We start from the raw sequence: 22,025 nt of genomic DNA, 5'->3' as shown, positions 1-22,025 counted from the left end.
GCCACGGCCATGACAATCAACGGATGGATACAGATCATCCTCTATTGCGGGATCCTCGTTTTGCTGGTGAAGCCGCTCGGCTTCTACATGCACCGCGTCTTCAAAGGCGATCGCACGCCGCTTTCGCCGATCTTCCGCCCGGTCGAACAGGGGCTCTACCGCATTTGCGGAACCAGCGAGCGCGAGGAACAGCACTGGGCCAGCTATGCGGTGGCGCTGCTGCTGTTCAACCTGGCAGGCTTCCTGGTGCTCTATATGCTGCAGCGCCTGCAGGGCGGCCTGCCTTACAATCCGGCAGGCATGAGCGCGGTCGACCCGGCGCTCGCCTTCAACACTGCCGCCAGCTTCATGACCAACACCAACTGGCAGAACTACGGCGGCGAAAGCACGATGTCCTACCTCGTGCAGATGGCTGGCCTGACTGTCCAGAATTTCGTTTCGGCCGCCACAGGCATTGCCATTGCGATCGCGCTGATCCGCGGCTTCGCCCGCGCTTCCGGAAGATCGATCGGCAATTTCTGGGTCGATATGACGCGCGCCACGCTCTATGTGCTTTTGCCGCTCTGCGTCGTGCTCACCTTGGTCTATGTCTGGCTCGGCATGCCCCAGACGCTCGGGCCTTACGTCAACGCCACCACGCTGGAGGGCGCCAGGCAGACGATCGCGCTCGGGCCGGTCGCCTCGCAGGTCGCCATCAAGATGCTCGGCACCAATGGCGGCGGGTTCTTCAATGCCAACGCGGCACATCCATTCGAAAACCCCGATGCCATCTCCAACCTGATCCAGATGCTGTCGATCTTCGTCGTCGGCGCTGCCTTGACCAACGTCTTCGGCCGCATGGTCGGCAACCAGCGTCAGGGCTGGGCGATCCTGGCCGCCATGGGCGTGCTGTTCATCGCCGGCGTCGCCGTCTGCTATTGGGCGGAGGCCGCGGGCAATCCGCTGGTGCATGCGCTCGGCATCGACGGCGGTAACATGGAAGGCAAGGAGACCCGTTTCGGCATCGCGCTCTCGGCGCTGTTCGCGGTCATCACCACGGCTGCCTCCTGTGGCGCGGTCAACGCCATGCATGACTCGTTCAGCGCGCTCGGCGGCATGATCCCTCTCATCAACATGCAGCTCGGCGAGGTCATCGTCGGCGGCGTCGGCGCCGGCTTCTACGGCATGCTGATGTTCATCCTGATCGCCGTCTTCGTCGCCGGCCTGATGGTCGGCCGAACGCCCGAATATCTCGGCAAGAAGATCGAGGCCAAGGAGGTCAAGATGGCGATGCTGGCCATCCTGTGCCTGCCGCTGGCGATGCTGGTTTTCACCGCCATCGCGGTGGTGCTGCCGAGCGCCGTCGCGTCGATCGCCAATGGAGGGCCGCACGGCTTCTCCGAAATCCTCTACGCCTACACCTCGGCGGCGGCCAACAATGGTTCGGCCTTCGGCGGCCTCAGCGGCAACACGCCCTGGTACAACATCACGCTCGGCATCGGCATGCTGATGGGCCGTTTCCTGGTCGTCATACCGGCGCTCGCCATCGCCGGCGCGCTGGCGGCGAAGAAGACCGTGCCCGCCTCGGCCGGCACCTTCCCGACCGACGGCCCGCTGTTCGTCGGGCTGCTGGTCGGCGTCATCGTCATCGTCGGCGGCCTGACCTTCTTCCCGGCGCTCGCCGTCGGACCTGTCGTCGAGCACCTGGCAACGATTCATGGACAAACATTCTGAGGCAGACATGTCCTGGTTCAGCAACAAGCGCCGCAATGTCAGGCATCGGGCCGATCCGGGGAAGGAGGGAATGCCGCCTCCTTTCCCGACCCTGTCGACATTTCTTGGGCTTGCCGCCGCCATGATCGCGCTCTGGCTGCTGGCCTACGGGCTTCCTCATCTCTTTCCGGCATCCGACCAATCGGTGCCGCACATCAATACTGAAGCCGGAGCTTCAAAATGAGCCAGTCAAAATCGGCCAGCATCATGGATGCCGGCATCCTGTGGCCCGCCATCGGCGGTGCCTTCCGCAAACTCGATCCGCGCACGCTGGCCCGCAATCCAGTCATGTTCGTCGTCGCCGTCGTGTCGGCGCTGACATCGGTGCTGTTCGTCAAGGACCTCGTCACCGGTGGCGGCGATCTGCGCTTCACGCTGCAGATCATCATCTGGCTGTGGTTCACGGTGCTGTTTGCCAATTTCGCCGAAGCCGTCGCCGAGGGGCGCGGCAAGGCGCAGGCGGATTCGCTGCGCAAGGCGCGCACCGAAACCCAGGCCAAGCTTTTGACGGGCGAGGATCGCACCAAGTTCAAGCTGGTGCCCGGCACCGGTTTGAAGGTCGGCGACATCGTCCTCGTCGAGGCCGGCGACATTATCCCGTCCGACGGCGAGGTGGTGGAAGGCGTCGCCTCGGTCAACGAGGCGGCGATAACGGGCGAGTCCGCGCCGGTCATCCGCGAATCCGGCGGCGACCGCTCGGCGGTCACCGGCGGCACGCAGGTGCTCTCCGACTGGATCCGCGTGCGCATCACCGCCGCCGCCGGCCATACTTTCCTCGATCGCATGATCTCGCTGGTCGAAGGCGCCGAGCGCCAGAAGACGCCGAACGAAATCGCGCTCAACATCCTGCTCGTCGGCATGACGCTGATCTTCGTGCTGGCCACCGCGACCATCCCGAGCTTTGCCTCCTACTCAGGCGGCTATATCTCGGTGACCGTGCTCGTCGCGCTGTTCGTGACCCTTATCCCGACCACGATCGGCGCGCTGCTGTCGGCCATCGGCATTGCCGGCATGGACCGCCTGGTGCGCTTCAATGTGCTGGCCATGTCGGGCCGCGCCGTCGAAGCCGCCGGCGACGTCGACACGCTGCTGCTCGACAAGACCGGCACCATCACGCTCGGCAATCGCCAGGCGACCGAGTTCCGCCCGGTCAGGGGTGTCAGCGAGCAGGAATTGGCCGACGCGGCACAGCTTGCCTCGCTCGCCGACGAGACGCCGGAAGGCCGCTCGATCGTGGTGCTGGCCAAGGAGAAATATGCCATCCGTGCCCGCGACATGGCGACATTATACGCCACGTTCGTGCCCTTCACGGCACAGACCCGCATGAGCGGCGTCGACGTAGACGGCTCTTCGGTGCGCAAGGGCGCGGTCGATTCGATTCTGACCTATGTCAGCCAGCCGACATCAGCCACACACGGCACACGGCCGGGAAGCGATACCGTGCGCGACCTGCAGGCGATCGCCGACGAGATCGCCAAATCGGGCGGCACGCCGCTGGCGGTCGAGAGGGACGGGCGGCTGCTCGGCGTCGTCCACCTCAAGGACATCGTCAAGGGGGGTATCCGCGAGCGCTTCGCCGAACTGCGCAGCATGGGCATCCGCACGGTGATGATCACGGGCGACAATCCGATGACGGCGGCAGCCATCGCGGCGGAAGCCGGCGTCGACGACTTCCTTGCCCAGGCAACGCCCGAGGACAAGCTGAAGCTGATCCGCGACGAACAGGCCAAGGGCAAGCTGGTCGCCATGTGCGGCGACGGCACCAACGACGCGCCAGCCCTTGCGCAGGCCGATGTCGGCGTGGCCATGAACACCGGCACGGTCGCCGCCCGCGAGGCCGGCAACATGGTCGACCTCGACAGTGATCCGACCAAGCTCATCGAGATCGTCGAGATCGGCAAGGCGCTGTTGATGGCGCGCGGATCGCTGACCACCTTCTCGATCGCCAATGACGTCGCCAAGTACTTCGCCATCATTCCGGCCATGTTCGCCGTCTTCTACATCGCGCCAGGCCAAATGACGGGCCCGTTGCAGGCGCTCAACATCATGCACCTTGCGACACCGCAGAGCGCCATCCTGTCGGCCATCATTTTCAACGCGCTGATCATCATCGCGCTGATCCCGCTGTCGCTGCGCGGCGTGAAATACCGGGCGATCGGCGCCGGTGCGCTGCTCAGCCGCAACCTTCTCGTCTACGGCCTCGGCGGCATCGTCGTGCCGTTCGTCGGCATCAAGATAATCGACATGGCCATCACGGCCCTCGGCCTTGCATAAGGATCATTCCGATGCTCAAGCAAATCAGACCCGCGATCATCATGATCATCTTCTTCACCGTGCTGACCGGGCTCGTCTATCCCATCGGCATGACCAGCATCGCCCAGGCGCTGTTCCCGCGCCAGGCCAATGGCAGCCTGATCGAGAAGGACGGCAAGGTGGTCGGCTCCGAACTGATCGGCCAGGCCTTCGCCAGCGACAAGTATTTCCACGGACGACCTTCGGCGGCGGGCAATGGCTATGATGCCGGCGCCTCGGGCGGCTCCAATCTTGGCCCGACCAATCCGAAGTTGATCGAGCGCATCAAGGACGGTGCCGGGAAGCTGAAGGTGGAAAATCCGAATGCGCCGGTGCCGATGGACCTGGTGACCACATCCGGCAGCGGCCTTGATCCGCAGATCAGCCCCGAGGCCGCTTATTTCCAGGTTCCGTGCGTGGCCAAGGCAAGGGGCATCGACGAAGCCAAGGTCAAGGCGCTCGTCGACAGCCAGGTCGTGGACCGGGAGTTGGGCGCGCTCGGCGAGCCGGCGGTCAATGTGCTGGCTCTCAATCTAGCGCTGGATGCCGCGAAATAGGTGATGGCCGGCGCCGGGGATCGACACGGTCCCCGGCGCCATTCATGATCGGACCCGATGCCGGACAACAGAAGCTACGTCGAAAACAGACCATCTCCCGACGCGCTGCTAGAGCATGCCGGGCGGGAAGGGCGCGGCCGTCTGCGCATATTCCTGGGTGCGGCACCGGGTGTCGGCAAAACTTACGAGATGTTGATGTCGGGCCGTGCCAGGCTGGCCGACGGTGTCGACGTGGTGATCGGCGTGGTCGAGACGCATGGCCGCAAGGAAACCCGGGCCCTGGTCGAGGGGTATGAAGTCATTGCCCGCCGCAAGGTCGATTACAGGGAGCGTGTCCTCGACGAGATGGATATCGATGCCATCCTTGCCCGGCGTCCGGCGCTGGTCCTGGTCGACGAACTCGCCCACACCAACGCGCCCGGCAGCCGCCACCCCAAGCGTTATCTCGACGTCCAGGAAATCCTGGCGCGGGGCATCGACGTCTATACGACGCTCAACATCCAGCATGTCGAAAGCCTGAACGACGTCGTCGCCCAGATCACGCGGGTCAGGGTGCGCGAGACGGTGCCCGATTCCATCATCGACCAGGCCGACGATGTCGAAATCATCGATCTGACGCCCGACGACCTGATCAAGCGGCTGGGGGAGGGGAAGGTCTATTTCCCCAATACGGCGCAGCGTGCCGTCGAGAACTATTTTTCGCCGGGCAATCTGACCGCGTTGCGGGAATTGGCGCTGCGGCGTACCGCCCAGCGCGTCGACGAGCAGTTGCTCAACCACATGCAGTCCCACGCCATCCAGGGACCGTGGGCTGCCGGGGAACGGGTTCTCGTCTGCGTCGATGCGCGTCCGGGCGGGGCGGCCCGCATTCGCTACGCACGCAGGCTGGCCGACAGGCTTCGTGCGCCATGGACGGCACTTCATGTCGACACGCCTCGCTCGGCCGGCATGTCCGAGGACGACAAGGACAGGCTCGCCACACTCCTGCGCCTGGCCGAGCAGCTCGGCGCCGAGGTGACGACCATTCCGGGCCAGAGCGTCGCGCAGGACATCGTTCGCCATGCGACGGCGAACAATTTCACCCACATCGTGGTCGGCAGGCCGACCCGGTCGCGCTGGCGGGAACTGATCGAGGGATCGCTCACCTATGATCTGATCCGCAATGCCGGCGACATCAGCGTCCATGTCATCTCCGGAACGGAGCGGGACACCGAGACGCCTTCCAGGAGAGTGAGCGCGGCAGCCGAGCAGAGGCAGTTTCAGGCCAAGCCGTATTTGCTCGCCACGGCTTACGTTGCCGGATCATTGGCCCTCAGCACTGTTCTCGACCAGTTCCTCGACGTTCGCAACCTGGCGATCGTCTTCCTGCTCTCCGTGCTGACCTCGGCGGTGGGCGGTGGTCTCTGGCCGGCGCTTTACGCCTGTTTCCTCAGTGTCCTTGCCTTCAACTATTTTTTCCTCGAGCCGCGCTACACTCTGACGATCCGGGATCCCGAGAGCATCGTCGCGATTGCCGTCTTCATCGCCGTTGCCGTCATCGCCAGCAACCTGACGGCGCGCGTCCAGCGTCAGGCCGCCGCCGCCCGCTCACGGGCGCGGGCGACCGAGGACATCTATCTCTTCTCCAAGAAGCTCGCCGGCGCCGGCACGCTCGATGACGTGCTCTGGGCCACCGCCTTCCAGATAGCCTCGATGCTGAAGCTGCGCGTGGTGCTGCTGCTGCCGGAAGACGGCACCATCACCGTCAAGGCAGGCTATCCGCCCGACGACACGCTGGCCGAGGCCGACATCGCCGCCGCCCGCTGGGCCTGGGAGCACAACCGTGCCGCCGGACGCGGCGCCGACACGCTGCCCGGCGCCAAGCGCCTCTATCTTCCCTTGCGTACGGGACGCACGGCAATCGGCGTCGTCGGTCTCGACAATGACAAGCAGGGCCCCCTTTTGACGCCCGAGCAACAGCGGCTGCTCGACGCGCTGGCAGACCAGGCGGCGGTGGCGATCGAACGCGTCCAGCTCGTCGCCGATGTCGACCGCGCCAAGCTGGCCGCCGAAGCCGACCGGCTGCGCTCGGCGCTGCTGACATCGATTTCGCATGACCTGAAGACGCCGCTCGCGGCCATCATGGGGGCGGCAGGCACACTCAAGGAGTTCGCGCCCGACCTGCCCGAGCAGGACAGGGCGGAGCTTCTGTCGACGGTGATCGACGAATCGGAACGGCTGAACCGCTTCATCGCCAATCTGCTCGACATGACCAAGATCGAGTCCGGTGCGATGGAGCCGAATTACGCCCTTCACTATCTGGGGGATATCGTCGGTACGGCACTCGACCGTGCCCGCAAGATCGCCAGCGAACACAAGATCGAGGTCGATATTCCGCCCGACCTGCCGATGCTGAGGCTCGATCCCGTGCTGTTCGAGCAGGTCCTGTTCAACCTTCTCGACAATGCGTCGAAATATTCGCCGCCGGGCTCGGCGATCCGCTTCCAGGCCTGGGTCGACAATGGCTCTGTCATCGTGCAGATCATGGATGAGGGGCCGGGCATTCCGGCGCAGGACCTGGAACGCGTGTTCGACACCTTTTACCGGGTGCGCAAGGGTGATCAGGTGCGCGCCGGCACCGGGCTCGGCCTGTCGATCTGCCGTGGCTTCGTCGAGGCGATGGGCGGCACGATCGCGGCCGCCAACCGGACCGACCGCCTCGGTGCCGCCTTCACCATCAGGATGCCGGTGCCGGCGCAAGCGCGCGGTGTCGGCAACCGCGGCGACGAACCCGGCGTGGACCAGCCTCGATGACCAATTCGAATGTCAGGATACTGGTTGTCGATGACGAGCCGCCGATCCGCAAGCTGCTGCGGGTCGGCCTTGCCAGCCAGGGCTACGGGGTCAGCGAGGCGCCGAACGCCAAGGTGGCGATCGAGCTGATGGAACAGGAAAAGCCGGATCTGGTGTTGCTCGATCTCGGCCTGCCCGGCATAGGGGGCCACGACCTGCTGCGCAAATGGCGTGACGAGGGCGTCGACATTCCCGTCGTCATCCTCTCCAGCCGCACCGACGAGGCCGGCATCGTCAGCGCGCTCGAACTCGGCGCCGACGATTATGTCACCAAGCCGTTCGGAATGAACGAACTGGTGGCGCGCATCCGCGTTGCGCTGCGCCACAAGTTCCAGCAACAGGGCGAAAAGCCAGTTTTCCAGAGCGGCGACCTCAGCGTCGATCTGGTCAAGCGCATTGTCAAGGTCGAGGACAGGGAGGTGAAGCTCTCGCCGAAGGAGTACGACATACTGCGCATCCTGGTGCAGCATGCCGGCAAGGTGCTGACCCACCACTTCATCCTGAAGCAGATTTGGGACGATTCGACAGATGTGCAGTATCTCAGGGTCTATGTGCGCCAGCTCAGGCAGAAGATCGAAAAAACCCCCGACCAGCCGCGCTACATCACCACCGAGACCGGGGTCGGCTACCGCCTGCGTGTCGAGTGAATAACCTGTCCGATAGAACCTGCGTCAGCCGATGGCTGCGAGCGGCCGATTTGCCGCCGCCGATATCCGCAAGGCGGCGAGGCAGCCGAGAACGCCGAGCGGCACGAAGGCAAGGAACAGCCAGCTCGCGACACCAGCGGCCGCGTCATGGTTCAGGCCTTGCGAAAAACCGCTGGCATTGGCGACAATGCCGGCAAGGGCGGCACCCACGGCATAGCCGATGCGCTGCATGGTCGGCACCGCGGCCGAGGCGATGGTCTGTTCGTCGTCCGGGGCGGAGGCGACGATGACGCGGGTCAGGAACGGCCAGGCAATGCCGAAGCCGCCGCCCTGCAACAGGGCGCAGACCAGGATCAGCGCGATCGAGCCCAGTGGTATCGTGTAGGCGAAGCCGGCGATGCCCGCCGCGATCATCAGTGCGCCGCAGACGATGATCAGCCTTTCGCGCCGTGGCGGCGCGTTGGCGACGAGGATCGACAGGATCGACCAGGCGATCGATTCGGCGGCGATGATGTAGCCGGTGGTCAGCAGCGGAATGTCGTGCAGGCTGGTCAGCAGCAGCGGCCCGTAGACGCCGAAGGAGCAGGTCGCGATGGAAAAGGCGGCGACCATGGTCATGCCGGCGCCGACCGGCGCGCGCCATGAGAACAGCCGCGCCGGGAAAAGCCGGGAGCGCGGCTTCAGCGCATCGATGTAAAAGAACAGCGCGAGACCTGCCAACCCCAGCACGATCAGCAGCGAGGAACGCGGCAGGGCGATGTCGACGCCGGCTGAGGCGATCAGCACCACGGCAATGGCAAGGCAGCCAAGCGCCATGAACGGAAAAGGCGGCGCCTTGCCGACGCTCGTGCTGGGTCTTGTCGCTTCCGGCGTGTCGAGCACGAGGAAGCTTGCCAGCGCCATGGCGGTGCCGCCGAGAGTGAAGACGCCGAAGGCCCAGCGCCACGACAGCAATTCGGTCATAACAGCGCCGAGGAGCGGACCGCTGAACGCCGCGACGCCCCAGATCGCCGACATGATGCCGAAAAGCTGCGGCCAGATGGCACGCGAAAACAGCCGTTCGACCGAGACGAAGGCCAGCGACACCAGCGCGCCGCCGCCCAGCCCCTCGATCAGACGGCCGGCCAGGAACAATTGCATCGAAGGCGAGGTGGCGCAGATCAGCGCCCCGGCCGCGTAAAGCAGGGCCGCGACCACCATGTTGGTGCGCAGCGCCACATAGCTCACCAGCCGTCCCGCCGCGGCACCGGCGACGATGGCGCCGAGTTCGTAGATCGCCAGCGACCAGCCGACGAGCTGCACGCCGGCCAGTTCGCCGACCATGGCCGGCATGACGGTCGCCACCATCGTCTCATTGGTGGCATGAAGCAGGATGCCGAGGCTGATGAAGCAGAAGCGCGCCAGGTCGCCGCTTGCCCACAATGCGCGCCAGTCGACCCTGTTTGTGCTGATCTCGGTCATGTCCATCCCTGCTTTGCCTATCTCGATGCAGCCGCACGGCACCAGAAGCCAACGCGAGGCTTCCGGCAGGACCATGCGCGCCGCGTCGAGACGCTGTTTTGCCCGGGACGGGTTTGTAGAACCTCAACCGCGATTGAGCTCAAGCGATTTTTTCGAGATATGTTTGGACCAGCGTCGTCCTGGATGCACCGCTTGCCGGCAAGCATGATTTGCAATCATGGCAGCGGCGATAGCTGTCCTCGGCATGGCGTCCCCCAAAAACAAACGGCGCGAAACCATCCTATCCGGTTCCGCGCCGCAGAGTGAAGGGTCTGGAGCCGAGGCCCCAAACCGCTTATTTGAGCGAGTGGATCAGCTCCAGCGAAGTCACCGCCACGGCGAGATTGACGCCGGTCTGCGCCTGGACGCTGAGCGGCTCCAGCATGAAGGCGCTGTCGAAGCCACCGACGAGCAGGTTGGCGCCGCCGCCGGTCACAACGCTCGCCTCGGCGTTGACGCCGTAGTAGCTGCCGGCAAGGTCGCCCGCGTCACGGTCGCGCGTCGCGGCAAAAACCGCCCAGATGAGCTGGCCCTGATGCGTCTTGCCGACATCGACACCGAGCTTCGAGATCACGCCTGTATAGATTTCCGACGGCCCGTGATGATGGGGCCGGAAGACGCAGGACACGCCCTTGTTGGACGTCACGATATAGCCGGAGCCGCCATCGATGGTGCAGTCGAGCGTGCCGAGTTGCAGCCTGCCGGCGCTGGCCGGAGCGGCAGCGAAAACGGTCGTTGCAAGAGCAGCGGCGCAGACGAGTTTCTTGATCATGGGGAGGGTCCTTTTGCAATCAGTCTTCAGTAACGTCTCGAGCGCCGCGACCGTTCCGCCGAAAACTTGGCGCGAACAAGGCAGGGGTTAACGGCTTGTCGCGGGGGTAACACACGGTTGCCGGATTGGCGGCGATCCGCCGCGCCGCGTGTCCTTTCGCACACGCACGATGCAATGGGGCGCTTGGCGCGGGCTTGCGGAAGCCGATGTCAGCTGACGCGAGCGAGGCCGTCCTTGGCCGGCTGGTAGGTGGGGTTGAGGCGCACGGCCTCGCGATAGGCCTTCGCCGCCTTTGCCTTGTCGCCGCGCCGTTCGTAGATCAGCGCCTGGTTGGCCCAGGCCTCGGCGTTCTGGCCGTCGAGCTTGATGGCCATGTTGAAGTCGGAGAAGGCGTTGTCCTCGTCGCCGGTCGCAAGATAGGAGAGGCCACGGCCGTTGTAGGGCTCGGCGGCGTCAGGGGCCAGCGAGATGGCGGTCGAGAAGTCCTCGATGGCGAATTTGTGCTGGCCCTGGCTCTGATAGATCAGGCCGCGATTGTGATATGCGCGGGCATCCGTCGTGTCGAGCTGGATCGCCTTCTGGAAGTCGGTGAAGGCATCCTGGGTGCGGCCCGCCTTGCGGTAGAGATTGCCGCGGCCGATATAGGCGGCGTCGTAATTGCCGTTGATCTGGATCGAGCGATTGTAGTCCGCGAGTGCGGCTTCCTGGTTGCCGAGGAAGCGCTGGATGAGGGCCCGGTTCGAATAGGCCTGGTAGAAATTCGGGTTGAGCTGGATGGCCTGGTTGAAGTCCTTGAGCGCCTGCTGGTACTGGCCGCCGCGGCCATAGGCCGAACCGCGCACATTGTAGCCTTCAGGATCCTGGGGATTGCGCTGGATGACCGCCGACAGCGAGGAGATGTTCTCGCTCGAGCCTTGCGCCTTGTCGATGTTGTTGAACTCGCCGGCCGGGCCCGACGTCTGGCAGCCGGCAAGCACCAGTCCGGAAAGCAGGGCCGCTGTCAGGGCGAAACCACGCAATGCGGTCCCGCGCTCCACGCTTGTTGCGTTCATGTCTGCCCTGTCCTCACTTGCGCCGTCGTTCAGGTCCGGTTCCCCCCTCCGGGCCGGGTCACAATCAAAATAAAAGGGTGGCGGCGATTCCGCATCGCGCCACCCTGGTATCCTTCGAAAAGGACGAAATATTGGCGATAATCAGCGCGGCGGACGCGCTGCACCGGCGGCACCGCCAGCAGCAACCGGACGCGGGGTCATCGGCAGCAGGCCTTCGCGCTGTGCGCGCTTGCGGGCCAGCTTGCGGGCGCGGCGAACGGCTTCGGCCTTTTCACGGGCGCGCTTCTCGGAAGGCTTCTCGTAGTGGCCGCGCATCTTCATTTCGCGGAAAATGCCCTCGCGCTGCATCTTCTTCTTCAGCGCGCGAAGCGCCTGATCAACGTTATTGTCGCGGACGAGTACCTGCACGGGCAATCCTGTCTTTCGGGTTTGATATCAACAGGCAAGCAGCCATAGCCACAAGCCTCCGCGGCGCTCGACACCACGAATTGTGGCGGCTGATAGCAGAATCAAGCCTCGCTGTCCACAGTCGAAATGACGGACGACAGCCAAATTGCCACAGTCGCCTGGAGATAGGGTGCCTGTTACGCCGTGGCCAGGTGCAGCCGCTCGAAATCCTCGAAGAACTCACCGTAATCGCAGGTGATCTCCTCGCCGACGGCGATATCCCGGGTCGCAGTGGCGCCGCCATATTGCGAAAAATCGGTGTTCGGGGTCGCCGAATGGTTCATGAAGCGGCCATTGTCGACCTCATAGACGATGAAACCGGGCTTGTCCGGGCTCGGATAGGCATAACGGTCGAGCAATTCCTTCAGGGGTTGCGGCGCCGTCTCGTATTTGTCCATCGGGATCAGCCGATCGAAATCCGGATCCAGGCGCCAGATCGAGGCGCCCTTCCGGATGGGCTCGGCGGCGAACATGCCGACGCCTTCGATTGCACTCTGGGCGACATAGGTTCGGATCAGCATCATGGTTCCAGGACCCGTCTTGGCAAGAAGACCCGTTTAGATAGAAACGGAATCGCCAAATCGCGCCGAAAAAGCAAGGCCGGCGGCCTGCGTCACAACGACGAACAGGCCTGTCCCGGCAAAAAATCCTTCACGTCCGGTTGATCGACACTCCGCCATCCGCAAACAGCGCGGTTCCCGTGGTGAAGCTCGAGGCGTCGGAGGCAAGGTAAAGCGCGGAGCGGGCGATCTCTTGCGGCTGCGCCATGCGCTTCAGGGCGTGGAGGCCCTCGACGAAGGCGCGGGCCTCAGGCGTGGTCGTCGTCGCGCCTGGCGTGTCGGTCCCGCCGGGCAGCAGCGCGTTGACGCGCAGCCCCTTCGGTCCGTATTCGGCGGCCAACACCTGCGTCAATCCGATCAGGCCGGCCTTGGCCGCGGCGTAGGCGGCCATGCCCGGCATGCCGACGGTGTAACCGACAAAGCTCGACGTGAAGATCAGCGAGCCGCCGCCGTGCTCGAGCATGGCCGGTATCTGATACTTCGCACCGAGAAAGGCGCTGGTCAGATTGGTGTCCATCGTTCCGTGCCATGTCTGTGCCGACATGTCGGGGACAGGACCCATCGGTCCGACGGAGCCGGCATTGTTCAACGCGATGTCGAGTCCACCGAAGCTGCCGACCGCCAGTTCGACGAGAGCTTTCGCGTAGGTCTCGTCGATAACATCCCCCGCGAGAGCGACAGCCGTGCCGCCGGCGTCCTCGATTTCAGCGGCGAGTGCATCAAGCTCGGTCTGGCGGCGAGCGGAAATGACCAGCTTGGCGCCTTCCTCCGCGAACAGTTTGGCGGTGGCATGGCCGATGCCGGAACTGGCGCCGGTGACGATGGCGATCTTGTTGGAAAGTGCGAGCATGTTTGGCATCCTTGTCCTTCGCGCCAGCTTTGCCGGCGATCGGATGCTTCGTCGCAAATCGGCAGGACAGCAGCCACCCGAAAACCGCAGAGGCTCGCACCAACTATTGCCGGAGCAGCCAAGCCAATCGGTCCAGCGAGAACACGTAGCTGATGACGATCAGCACGGCCATGATGGTGCCCGTGGCGGCATGGCCTGCCACATGGAAACCGGCCGCGCCGCCGAACATGACGACGAATTCCAGCGCCAGCCTGACAGCGCCGGGCACCTGTACCGGTGCACTCCCTGAACGGCTCGGATCGCCGGGCACGGCAAAAATCCCCCACAACGCTGCAGCGATGAGTGGCAAGGCAAGGGCCAGGACCCAGTGCCACCAGCCCTCGAAAAGGCTCCAGCCTGCCATGCCGAGGCCAAGCAAGGCTGACAGCTCCAGCAGGAAGCGCAATGTGAGATTCCACCAAGCGTTGCCCACCATCATTCTCCGAATCCCCGACGCCGGGAAGTGTGACTGAAGGCAATCATCGGGGCCAGACCGGATACCTCTTTTTCAGCACGGCGCAAAACGGCAAGCGCCGTCGCAAACAGCGCAAGGATGGCAGCGCCGTTTCGCTAGTGATACACCTCGCGCGCTGGGCCGAAGGAAGACCCGGCTGCACTCCGCGAGACCTTTTGGCGCGAGGCTGGACCGTGAAGAAATACTCTGTATTCGCCATCGCCCGCGAGGCCATGCGCGGCCACAAGGGCTGGGAGGAACAATGGTCCTCGCCGGAGCCCAGGAAGGAATACGACGTCATCATCGTCGGCGCCGGCGGTCATGGATTGGCCACCGCCTATTATCTCGCCACCGTGCACGGCATCACCAATATCGCGGTGCTGGAAAAGGGCTGGCTGGGCGGCGGCAATACCGGCCGCAACACCACCATCATCCGATCCAACTATCTCTATGACGAGAGCGCAGGGATTTACGACCATGCGCTGAAGCTGTGGGACGGGCTCTCCCAGGAGCTCAACTACAACGTCATGTATTCGGCGCGCGGCGTCATGATGCTCGCCCACAATGTGCACGACATCCAGGTGCTGAAGCGCCATGTCCATGCCAACCGGCTGAACGGCATCGACAATGAATGGCTGACGCCGGAGCAGGCCAAGGAATTCTGTCCGCCGCTCAATACCTCGAAAGACGCGCGCTATCCGGTCGTCGGGGCTGCCCTGCAGCGCCGCGGCGGCACGGCGCGCCATGACGCGGTCGCCTGGGGCTATGCGCGCGGCGCTTCGGCGCGCGGCGTCCACATCATCCAGAACTGCGAGGTCACCGGCGTCAAGCGGGCTGCCAACGGCGCGGTCACAGGCGTCGATACGACGCGCGGTTTCATCGGCGCCAAGAAGGTCGGCGTCGTCGCGGCCGGCCATTCCTCGGTCATCATGAACATGGCCGGCGTGCGCATGCCGCTGGAGAGCTATCCGCTGCAGGCGCTGGTGTCGGAGCCGGTCAAGCCGGTTGTGCCTTGCGTTGTGATGTCGAACACGGTGCACGCCTATATCTCGCAGTCCGACAAGGGCGAACTGGTGATCGGCGCCGGCACCGACCAGTATGTCTCCTATTCGCAGACCGGCGGACTTCACATTCTTCAGCATACGCTGGACGCCATCTGCGAGATGTTCCCGATCTTCACGCGCATGAAGATGCTGCGTTCGTGGGGCGGCATCGTCGACGTGACGCCCGACCGCTCGCCGATCCTGGCCAAGACGCCGGTGCCCGGCCTCTACGTCAATTGCGGCTGGGGCACGGGCGGCTTCAAGGCCACACCGGGCTCGGGCCATGTCTTTGCCCACACCATCGCCAAGGACGATCCGCATCCGATCAACGCGCCTTTCACCATCGAACGCTTCCGCACCGGTCGCCTCATCGACGAGGCGGCGGCCGCAGCGGTGGCGCACTGATGATGATGACTGATATCGCTGTCGCGATGCCGCTGATGCTGGCGGGGGAACAGGGCATGTTCCATGTTCCGACGGTGCAGGAGGTGCGGCTGCAGCCGATCAGCCGTGCCGGAAACGAGACCGGCTGGCCGTTTTCGGTCGACGAGGGAATGCTCGCCTGCGTCTGGAGCGTCGGCCAGAAAGTGGTGATGTTCTACGAGGGCAGACCGCATGGGCTGGATGAGGACGAGGATTTCCAACCGCGTGGCGTCATCGTTACGACAGATCCGATGCAGCTGACGCTCGGCAACATGGCCAACCGCGATCTCTTCAGTGCGGCGACGAGCGTCGAGGAGCGGCTGCGACTCGTCGCTCCCTTCATGACCATGGGCCAGAAGCTTTGCGATCAACCGGCGGGCGCGCGCGTCGGCCACGGCGAATTGTAGGAACAAACACGATGCTTCTCATCCGCTGCCCCTATTGCGAGGAAGAGCGCCCGGAACTCGAATTCCGCAACGCCGGCGAGGCGCATATCGCGCGTTCGGCCAACATGGCCGGCGAGAGCGACGACGATTTCGAGAAGTTCTTTTTCATCCGCTCGAATCCCAAGGGCATCATTTATGAGCGCTGGCGGCACATGCATGGCTGCGCGCGCTTCTTCAACGCGGTGCGCGACACCGTCACCGACAAGTTCGTCATGACCTACAAGGCCGGCGAACCGAAACCCTCCAAGCTACCTGGAGTAGCCAAATGAGCAGCGCGTTGCGCATTCCCGGCGCCGGACGCCTCAGCCAGGCCAAGACCGCCCGCTTCAGCTTCGATGGCCAGTCCTATGCCGGCATCGAGGGCGACACATTGGCTTCGGCGCTGCTTGCCAACGGCGTGCATCTGGTCGGCCGTTCGTTCAAGTACCACCGCCCGCGCGGCATCCTCTCGGCTGGCGCGGAAGAGCCCAACGCCCTGGTGCAGATCGTGCGTGATGACGCGCGCAAGACGCCCAACGTGCGCGCCACCGTACAGGAACTCTATGACGGGCTTGCCGCCAATTCGCAGAACCGCTGGCCGTCGCTATCCTTCGACGTCGGCGCGGTCAACGATTTGGCATCACCGCTGTTCTCGGCCGGTTTCTACTACAAGACCTTCATGTGGCCGAAGGCGGCCTGGAAGAGCCTTTACGAACCCAAGATCCGCGAAGCCGCCGGCCTCGGCGTTTCGCCCGACAAACCCGATCCCGACCATTATTCCTCGCGCTACGCCCATTGCGACGTGCTGGTGCTGGGCGGCGGCGCGGCTGGTATCGCGGCGGCGCTTGCCGCGGCGGAGACCGGCGTGCGCGTCATCCTGGCCGACGAGCAGGCCGAGTTCGGCGGCAGCCTGCGCTTCGAGTCTGGCGCGAAGATCGACGGCAAGGACGGCTTTGCCTGGGCGCAAGCGGCGATCGCCAGGCTGGGTGCAATGGACAATGTCCGCGTGCTGCCGCGCACCACGGCGTTCGGCTATTACGCGCAGAATTTCGTCGGCCTGGTCGAGCGCGTCAGCGATCACCTGAAAGCCCCCGGCCACGACCTGCCGCGCGAACGGCTATGGCAGGTCCGCGCCAAGCGCGTGGTGCTGGCCTCCGGCGCCATCGAGCGCCACATGGTGTTCGCCAATAACGACCGGCCAGGCGTCATGCTGGCGGGCGCGGCGCGCACCTTCCTCAACCATTATGGTGTCGCGGTCGGAAAAAATGTCGGTGTCTACACCGCCAATGACTCGGCCTACAGCGCCGCGATCGACCTGAAGAAGGCCGGCGTCAACGTGGCGGCGATCGTCGATTTGCGCGACAACCCGACCGGCCCGGTGATCGACGAGGCGAGGGCGCTCGGCATCGAGATCAATTTCGGCCGTGCTGTGATCCGCGCCGGCGGCAAGTTGCGGGTGTCGTCGATGACGGTGCAGCCGAAGAATGGCGGCGGCGAACGCACAATTCCGGTCGATGCGATCCTGATGTCGGCCGGCTGGACACCGTCGGTGCATCTGTTCTCGCAGTCGCGCGGCAAGGTCGCCTTCAACGACGAGACCAAGCGGTTCGTGCCCGGCACCTACGCGCAGGACTGCGTCTCGGTCGGCGCCTGCAACGGCACCGACGGACTGGCGGCGACGGTGGACGAGGCCTATGCGGCGGGCGCCAAGGCGGCCAAGGATGCCGGCGCGAAAGCCGCCAAGGAGACCAAACCGAAGGTGGACGCCTCGGAGAGCTGGTCGCGCGGCATGCTGGGTGCGGCGCCCGGCGCCGGACCGGACACGACGGTTAAAGCCTTCGTCGATTTCCAGAACGACGTGACCGCCAAGGACATCCGCCAGGCGGTGCATGAAGGCATGCGCTCGATCGAGCATGTCAAGCGCTTCACCACCAACGGCATGGCGACCGACCAGGGCAAGACCTCCAACATGCACGGCCTGGCGATTGCCGCCGAAACGCTGGGCAAGCCGATCCCGGAGGTCGGCCTGACCACGTTCCGCGCGCCCTACACGCCTGTCACCTTCGGCGCGATTGTCAGCCATGCGCGTGGGCCGCTGTTCGACCCGACACGCAGAACCGCGATCCATCCGTGGGCCGAGGCGCAAGGCGCGGTGTTCGAGGATGTCGGCCAGTGGAAGCGCGCCTGGTATTTCCCGAAAGCCGGCGAAGACATGCATGCGGCGGTCGACCGCGAATGCGTTGGGGTCCGCAATCAAGCCGGCCTGTTCGATGCCTCGACGCTGGGCAAGATCGAAGTGGTCGGCCCGGACGCGGCCAAGTTCATGGAACTGCTCTACACCAATCCGTGGGAGAAGCTGGAGCCAGGCCGCTGCCGCTATGGCATCATGCTGCGCGAGGATGGCTTCATCTATGATGACGGTGTCGTGGGCAGGCTGGCGCCGGACCGCTTCCATGTCACGACGACGACGGGCGGCGCGCCGCGCGTCATGAACCACATGGAGGATTACCTCCAGACCGAGTTCCCGCATCTCAATGTCTGGCTGACCTCGATCACCGAGCAGTGGGCGGTCATTGCCGTGCAGGGTCCGAAATCCCGCGACATCATCGCGCCGCTGGTCGAAGGCATCGACATGTCTGATGAAGCGCTGCCGCATATGTCGGTGCGCGAAGGCAAGATCTGTGGCGTGCCGACACGGCTGTTCCGCATGTCGTTCACCGGCGAGCGCGGTTTCGAAGTCAATGTCCCGGCCGACTATGGCCAGGCCGTCTGGGAAGCGTTGTGGGCCGAGGGCCAGAAGCATGGCGCCACCGCTTACGGCACCGAGGCGATGCACGTGCTGCGCGCCGAGAAGGGCTACATCATCGTCGGCCAGGATACGGACGGCACGGTGACGCCAAACGACGCCGGCCTCGACTGGGCGGTCGGCAAGAAGAAGGCCGACTTCGTCGGCATCAGGGGCATGGCGCGGCCGGACCTGGTCGCCAAGGGCCGCAAGCAACTGGTCGGCTTGAAGACCAAGGACCCCAAGGTGGTGCTGGAAGAAGGCGCGCAGATCGTCGAGGACCCGAAGCAGGCAATCCCGATGAAGATGATCGGCCACGTTACCTCGAGCTACTGGTCGCAGAATTGCGGCCGTTCCATCGCCCTGGCGCTGGTCGCCGGCGGGCGTGACCGGATGGGCGACACGCTCTACGTGCCGATGCCGGACGGGGTGATTGAAGTGGAGGTTGCCGGCATGGTGTTCTTCGACGAGACGGGAGGGCGCCTCAATGGCTAAAGCTGCTGCAAAGACGGCCGCGACGGCTTCGCCCTCGGCGGAGCGGCGTCCGGCATTGGCCGGGCGCACTGTCTCCGCAACGGGTGTCAAGGTCGAAGTGCTGCCGCCGGCCCTGCGCATTTCGCTGCGCGCGCCGGAAGCTTCGGTCGCCGCTCTGTCGAAGGCGCTCGGTGTGACCCTGCCGAAGCAGCCGAAAACCTCGGCGTCGAAGAGCGGCCGTACGGCGCTGTGGCTTGGGCCGGACGAGTGGCTTGTCATCGACGAGGCCGGCAAGGACCCGCTCGCCGATTGCGCGAAGGTTTCAACCTTGCACTCGTCGGTCGGCATCTCGCATCGCAACATCGCGATTTCCGTCACCGGCCCGGCGGCGGAAGCCGCGATCAATTCGGGCTGCCCGCAGGATCTGTCGCTCGACGCCTTCCCGGTGGGCGCCGCTTCGCGCACCATTTTGGGCAAGGCCGAGATCGTGCTGTTGCGCACGGCCGACGAGGCCTTCAGGGTCGAGTGCTGGCGTTCTTTCTCGGACTATGTCTTTACTTTCCTGTCCGAGGGAGCCCGCGACGCCGCCGGCTGACCCCGGAACGTTTGCCGCCCGCGTCCGTTGTGCGGCGACAAATCGAGGGAGAACTGCCGATGCCGTCGAGGTCCGCGCCGAAATCGCCGAAAACCGCGGCGGTCCGTTCGCTTGAACATGAGCGGCATCACGAGGCCGACGCCGAAGACGAACTCGAGGAAGGCCTCGAGGACACATTTCCAGCCAGCGATCCCGTGTCGATTACGGGGTCGTCCATTCCCGGCGCACCGGCCAAGCCTGGCAAGGCCAAGACAGTCCCTGGCCGCAAGGCCCGCAAGCCCTGATTTCACAAATTTTGATCGACGACATCTTTCCAAGACCTCATCGGATGCGGTACTCAAAGCGCTTTGGAGAGGAAAAATGCCTGTTAAAGCCGTTGTCTGGGGCGAGAACGTCCATGAACAGACCAATGCCGCCGTGCGCGTCCTCTATCCCTTGGGCATGCACGGTACCATCGCCGCCGCGCTCAACCAGGACAAGCGGATCGAAGCGACCACCGCCACCTTGCAGGAACCCGAGCACGGGCTGAGCGACACGCGCCTGGCGGCCACCGACGTGCTTCTATGGTGGGGCCATGCCGCCCATGGCGAGGTCAAGGACGAGATCGTCGAGCGCGTCCAGAAGCGGGTCTGGGAAGGCATGGGGCTGATCGTGCTTCATTCCGGCCACTACTCGAAGATTTTCAAGCGGCTGATGGGCACGCCCTGTTCGCTGAAATGGCGCGAGGCGGGCGAGCGCGAGCGTGTCTGGGCGGTCAATCGCGGCCACCCGATCGCGCAAGGCATCGGCGAATGCCTGGAGATCGGCGAGACGGAAATGTATGGCGAACCGTTCGCGGTGCCGGAGCCGCTGGAGACGGTGTTTATCTCCTGGTACGAGGGCGGCGAGGTGTTCCGCTCCGGCCTGACCTATCAGCGGGGAGCGGGAAAAATCTTCTATTTCTCACCGGGCCACGAGACCTATCCGATCTATCACAATGAAGGCGTGCAGCAGGTGCTGCGCAACGCCGTGCACTGGGCGCACAACCCCGCCCCGGCATGGTCCGGCGTCACCAACGCGCCGAATGTGCCGACGGACAAGGCCAAGGAGAAGATCGTCCAGAAAGGCCTGCGTCTGCATGCCGACGGTGAGAGGGGGCTGAGCTGATGCATCGCCTGCTTTTGCTCGGCACCGGCTGGATCGCGGCACATCATATCGAGGAGTTCGGTCAGGTTCCGAGCTGTACCATCGTCGCTTGCGTCGATCATCTGCCGGGCCGCGCGGCGGCGTTCGCCGCCGCCAACAAAATAGGCAATTTCTTCGAAAGCCTCGAAGCTGCGATCGCTTGGGGCGAGTTCGATGCCGCCATCAACGCGACGCCGGACCAGGTCCACAAGGCGACGACGCTCGCCCTGCTGGCCGCCGGGAAACATGTGTTCTGCGAGAAGCCACTGGCGCCGAACCATGCCGATGCGCTTGCGATGAGCGAAGCCGCCGAGGCGGCCGGGCTCGTCAACATGGTCAACCTGACCTATCGCAACACGCCGGTGATCCACGAGGCGCGGCGCATGGTGGAGGCCGGCGAGATCGGCGAGCTGCGCCATGTCGAGGCGAACTACCGGCAAAGCTGGCTGGTCAGCAAGTTCTGGGGTGACTGGCGGGTCGACGACAAATGGCTGTGGCGCCTGTCGAGCCGGCACGGTTCGACGGGTGTTCTGGGCGATGTCGGCATCCATATCCTCGACTTCGCGACCTATGGCGCGGCCCAGGATATCGTCTCGCTGCATGCCGATCTGGTGACGTTTCCGAAGGCGGAGGGCGACCGCATCGGTGACTATCTGCTCGACGTCAATGACAGTTTGGCGGTAACGGCGCGGCTCACCTCAGGCGCGCTGGCCACGATCATGGCCAGCCGCTACACGACGGGCCATGGCAATGATTTGTCGCTGGCTCTGCACGGCACCAAGGGCGCGATCAAGGTCGAGACCGACGGCAAGGTTTCGCGGCTGTCGGCCTGCCTGGGTGACGACGTCGATCAGCACCGTTGGCGGATGCTGACGCCGCCTGACGTCAAGCACAATGCCCGGCGCTTCGCCGATGCGCTGGACACGGGACGGAACGGCGATCCGTCGTTCCGGCGCGCCGCCGACATGCAGAAGCTGATCGACGCGGCCTTCGAAAGTTCAGCGGCCAAGCTGCCGGTCTCGATCGCCTGAAATCACCATCTGGCCGGCTGAGCCGGCCAGACTTTCGGAAAATCTCAGTAGGCGCTCGGCATGATCCACGGGTTCACCGTGATCCCGAGCCTAGGACCCTTGCCGTCGGTTGTGGCTTCCGTGGAAGCCTTCTTGTCGACCGATCCGGTCGAAGCGCAATCGAGCTTCACATTGGTCTTGGTGTCGACGCAGGTCGCTGCAGTCGAATGCTTGACCGCGTGGGGGGTGTTGTTGGCGGCAAAGGCCGAGCCCGAAAGCGCCAGGACGGCGGCGAGGGTGAGGAGTATCTTTTTCATGGTCAGTCTCCGTGTTCGACGGGGTGAATTTGTTC

General features: G+C 64.5%; 22 protein-coding genes. 14 read left to right on the top strand and 8 right to left on the bottom strand.

Annotation, left to right across the window (positions count from 1 at the left end; all coding sequences use genetic code 11):
* Positions 1-9: 9 nt before the first annotated feature.
* Genes kdpA through FJ492_RS14750 form a run of 6 tightly spaced genes read left to right on the top strand, consistent with a single transcriptional unit; the run spans position 10 to position 8,080 of the window.
* Entirely contained in the window at positions 10-1,713 is a 1,704-nt protein-coding gene (gene kdpA, locus FJ492_RS14775) for a potassium-transporting ATPase subunit KdpA (RefSeq protein ID WP_140770618.1), read from the top strand.
* Positions 1,697-1,936: a hypothetical protein gene (locus FJ492_RS14770; RefSeq protein ID WP_246672608.1), complete on the top strand. Its 240-nt coding sequence runs from the start codon at positions 1,697-1,699 to the stop codon at positions 1,934-1,936. The genes kdpA and FJ492_RS14770 overlap by 17 nt, the downstream gene beginning before the upstream one ends.
* The gene (gene kdpB / locus FJ492_RS14765; protein ID WP_140770616.1) at positions 1,933-4,026 is read left to right on the top strand and encodes a potassium-transporting ATPase subunit KdpB; all 2,094 of its coding nucleotides are present in this window, start codon (positions 1,933-1,935) and stop codon (positions 4,024-4,026) included. The genes FJ492_RS14770 and kdpB overlap by 4 nt, the downstream gene beginning before the upstream one ends.
* 11 nt (positions 4,027-4,037) lie before the next feature.
* Positions 4,038-4,601: a potassium-transporting ATPase subunit KdpC gene (gene kdpC / locus FJ492_RS14760; protein WP_140770614.1), complete on the top strand. Its 564-nt coding sequence runs from the start codon at positions 4,038-4,040 to the stop codon at positions 4,599-4,601.
* A 57-nt stretch (positions 4,602-4,658) separates the two neighbouring features.
* Positions 4,659-7,394, top strand: a complete 2,736-nt coding sequence (locus FJ492_RS14755) for a sensor histidine kinase KdpD (protein ID WP_140770611.1) — start codon at positions 4,659-4,661, stop codon at positions 7,392-7,394.
* Positions 7,391-8,080 carry a response regulator transcription factor gene (locus tag FJ492_RS14750; RefSeq protein WP_140504348.1) on the top strand — a complete coding sequence of 230 codons (690 nt, stop codon included), beginning with the start codon at positions 7,391-7,393 and terminating at the stop codon, positions 8,078-8,080. The genes FJ492_RS14755 and FJ492_RS14750 overlap by 4 nt, the downstream gene beginning before the upstream one ends.
* 24 nt (positions 8,081-8,104) lie before the next feature.
* On the opposite strand, the gene FJ492_RS14745 is transcribed toward FJ492_RS14750, so the two are convergent.
* The 7 genes from FJ492_RS14745 to FJ492_RS14715 form a co-directional block, all read right to left on the bottom strand.
* Positions 8,105-9,541: an MFS transporter gene (locus tag FJ492_RS14745; protein WP_140770609.1), complete on the bottom strand. Its 1,437-nt coding sequence runs from the start codon at positions 9,539-9,541 to the stop codon at positions 8,105-8,107.
* 334 nt (positions 9,542-9,875) lie between these two features.
* A complete protein-coding gene (locus FJ492_RS14740) occupies positions 9,876-10,352 on the bottom strand; it encodes a DUF992 domain-containing protein (RefSeq protein WP_140770607.1) in 477 nt (158 codons plus the stop codon).
* A 209-nt stretch (positions 10,353-10,561) separates the two neighbouring features.
* On the bottom strand, positions 10,562-11,404 hold the full coding sequence (locus FJ492_RS14735) for a tetratricopeptide repeat protein (RefSeq protein WP_027142988.1): 843 nt from the start codon (positions 11,402-11,404) through the stop codon (positions 10,562-10,564).
* Between the two features lie 141 nt (positions 11,405-11,545).
* Positions 11,546-11,812: a 30S ribosomal protein S21 gene (gene rpsU, locus FJ492_RS14730; RefSeq protein WP_010911429.1), complete on the bottom strand. Its 267-nt coding sequence runs from the start codon at positions 11,810-11,812 to the stop codon at positions 11,546-11,548.
* Between the two features lie 176 nt (positions 11,813-11,988).
* The gene (locus FJ492_RS14725; protein ID WP_027142987.1) at positions 11,989-12,375 is read right to left on the bottom strand and encodes an SET domain-containing protein-lysine N-methyltransferase; all 387 of its coding nucleotides are present in this window, start codon (positions 12,373-12,375) and stop codon (positions 11,989-11,991) included.
* 127 nt (positions 12,376-12,502) lie between these two features.
* The gene (locus FJ492_RS14720) at positions 12,503-13,261 is read right to left on the bottom strand and encodes an SDR family oxidoreductase (RefSeq protein WP_140745268.1); all 759 of its coding nucleotides are present in this window, start codon (positions 13,259-13,261) and stop codon (positions 12,503-12,505) included.
* Between the two features lie 103 nt (positions 13,262-13,364).
* Positions 13,365-13,739 (bottom strand): DUF2568 domain-containing protein, encoded by a 375-nt coding sequence (locus FJ492_RS14715; RefSeq protein WP_246673718.1) that lies wholly within the window; start codon positions 13,737-13,739, stop codon positions 13,365-13,367.
* Positions 13,740-13,948: 209 nt separating this feature from the next.
* Here FJ492_RS14715 and FJ492_RS14710 point away from each other — a divergent pair, with 209 nt between their 5' ends.
* The 8 genes from FJ492_RS14710 (at position 13,949) to FJ492_RS14675 (ending at position 21,694) form a co-directional block, all read left to right on the top strand.
* Positions 13,949-15,202, top strand: coding sequence for a sarcosine oxidase subunit beta (locus FJ492_RS14710; RefSeq protein ID WP_140770605.1), 1,254 nt, complete (start codon positions 13,949-13,951; stop codon positions 15,200-15,202).
* A gap of 2 nt (positions 15,203-15,204) precedes the next feature.
* Positions 15,205-15,627: a hypothetical protein gene (locus FJ492_RS14705; protein WP_140770770.1), complete on the top strand. Its 423-nt coding sequence runs from the start codon at positions 15,205-15,207 to the stop codon at positions 15,625-15,627.
* 11 nt (positions 15,628-15,638) lie between these two features.
* On the top strand, positions 15,639-15,935 hold the full coding sequence (locus FJ492_RS14700; RefSeq protein WP_023770558.1) for a sarcosine oxidase subunit delta: 297 nt from the start codon (positions 15,639-15,641) through the stop codon (positions 15,933-15,935).
* Positions 15,932-18,925, top strand: coding sequence for a sarcosine oxidase subunit alpha (locus tag FJ492_RS14695; protein WP_140770603.1), 2,994 nt, complete (start codon positions 15,932-15,934; stop codon positions 18,923-18,925). Before FJ492_RS14700 ends, FJ492_RS14695 begins: the two co-directional genes overlap by 4 nt.
* Positions 18,918-19,499 carry a sarcosine oxidase subunit gamma gene (locus tag FJ492_RS14690; protein WP_140711972.1) on the top strand — a complete coding sequence of 194 codons (582 nt, stop codon included), beginning with the start codon at positions 18,918-18,920 and terminating at the stop codon, positions 19,497-19,499. The genes FJ492_RS14695 and FJ492_RS14690 overlap by 8 nt, the downstream gene beginning before the upstream one ends.
* Before the next feature lie 59 nt (positions 19,500-19,558).
* Entirely contained in the window at positions 19,559-19,783 is a 225-nt protein-coding gene (locus tag FJ492_RS14685) for a hypothetical protein (protein WP_140711970.1), read from the top strand.
* Positions 19,784-19,859: 76 nt separating this feature from the next.
* Positions 19,860-20,645, top strand: coding sequence for a ThuA domain-containing protein (locus FJ492_RS14680; protein WP_140770601.1), 786 nt, complete (start codon positions 19,860-19,862; stop codon positions 20,643-20,645).
* Positions 20,645-21,694: a Gfo/Idh/MocA family oxidoreductase gene (locus tag FJ492_RS14675; protein ID WP_140770599.1), complete on the top strand. Its 1,050-nt coding sequence runs from the start codon at positions 20,645-20,647 to the stop codon at positions 21,692-21,694. Before FJ492_RS14680 ends, FJ492_RS14675 begins: the two co-directional genes overlap by 1 nt.
* Positions 21,695-21,738: 44 nt before the next feature.
* On the opposite strand, the gene FJ492_RS14670 is transcribed toward FJ492_RS14675, so the two are convergent.
* A complete protein-coding gene (locus FJ492_RS14670) occupies positions 21,739-21,990 on the bottom strand; it encodes a DUF680 domain-containing protein (protein ID WP_140770597.1) in 252 nt (83 codons plus the stop codon).
* Positions 21,991-22,025: the final 35 nt, after the last annotated feature.

This window comes from Mesorhizobium sp. B2-5-4, assembly GCF_006441095.1.
In the GTDB taxonomy this organism is placed as follows: domain Bacteria; phylum Pseudomonadota; class Alphaproteobacteria; order Rhizobiales; family Rhizobiaceae; genus Mesorhizobium; species Mesorhizobium salmacidum.
This window is presented reverse-complemented; position numbering and strand designations above follow the sequence as displayed.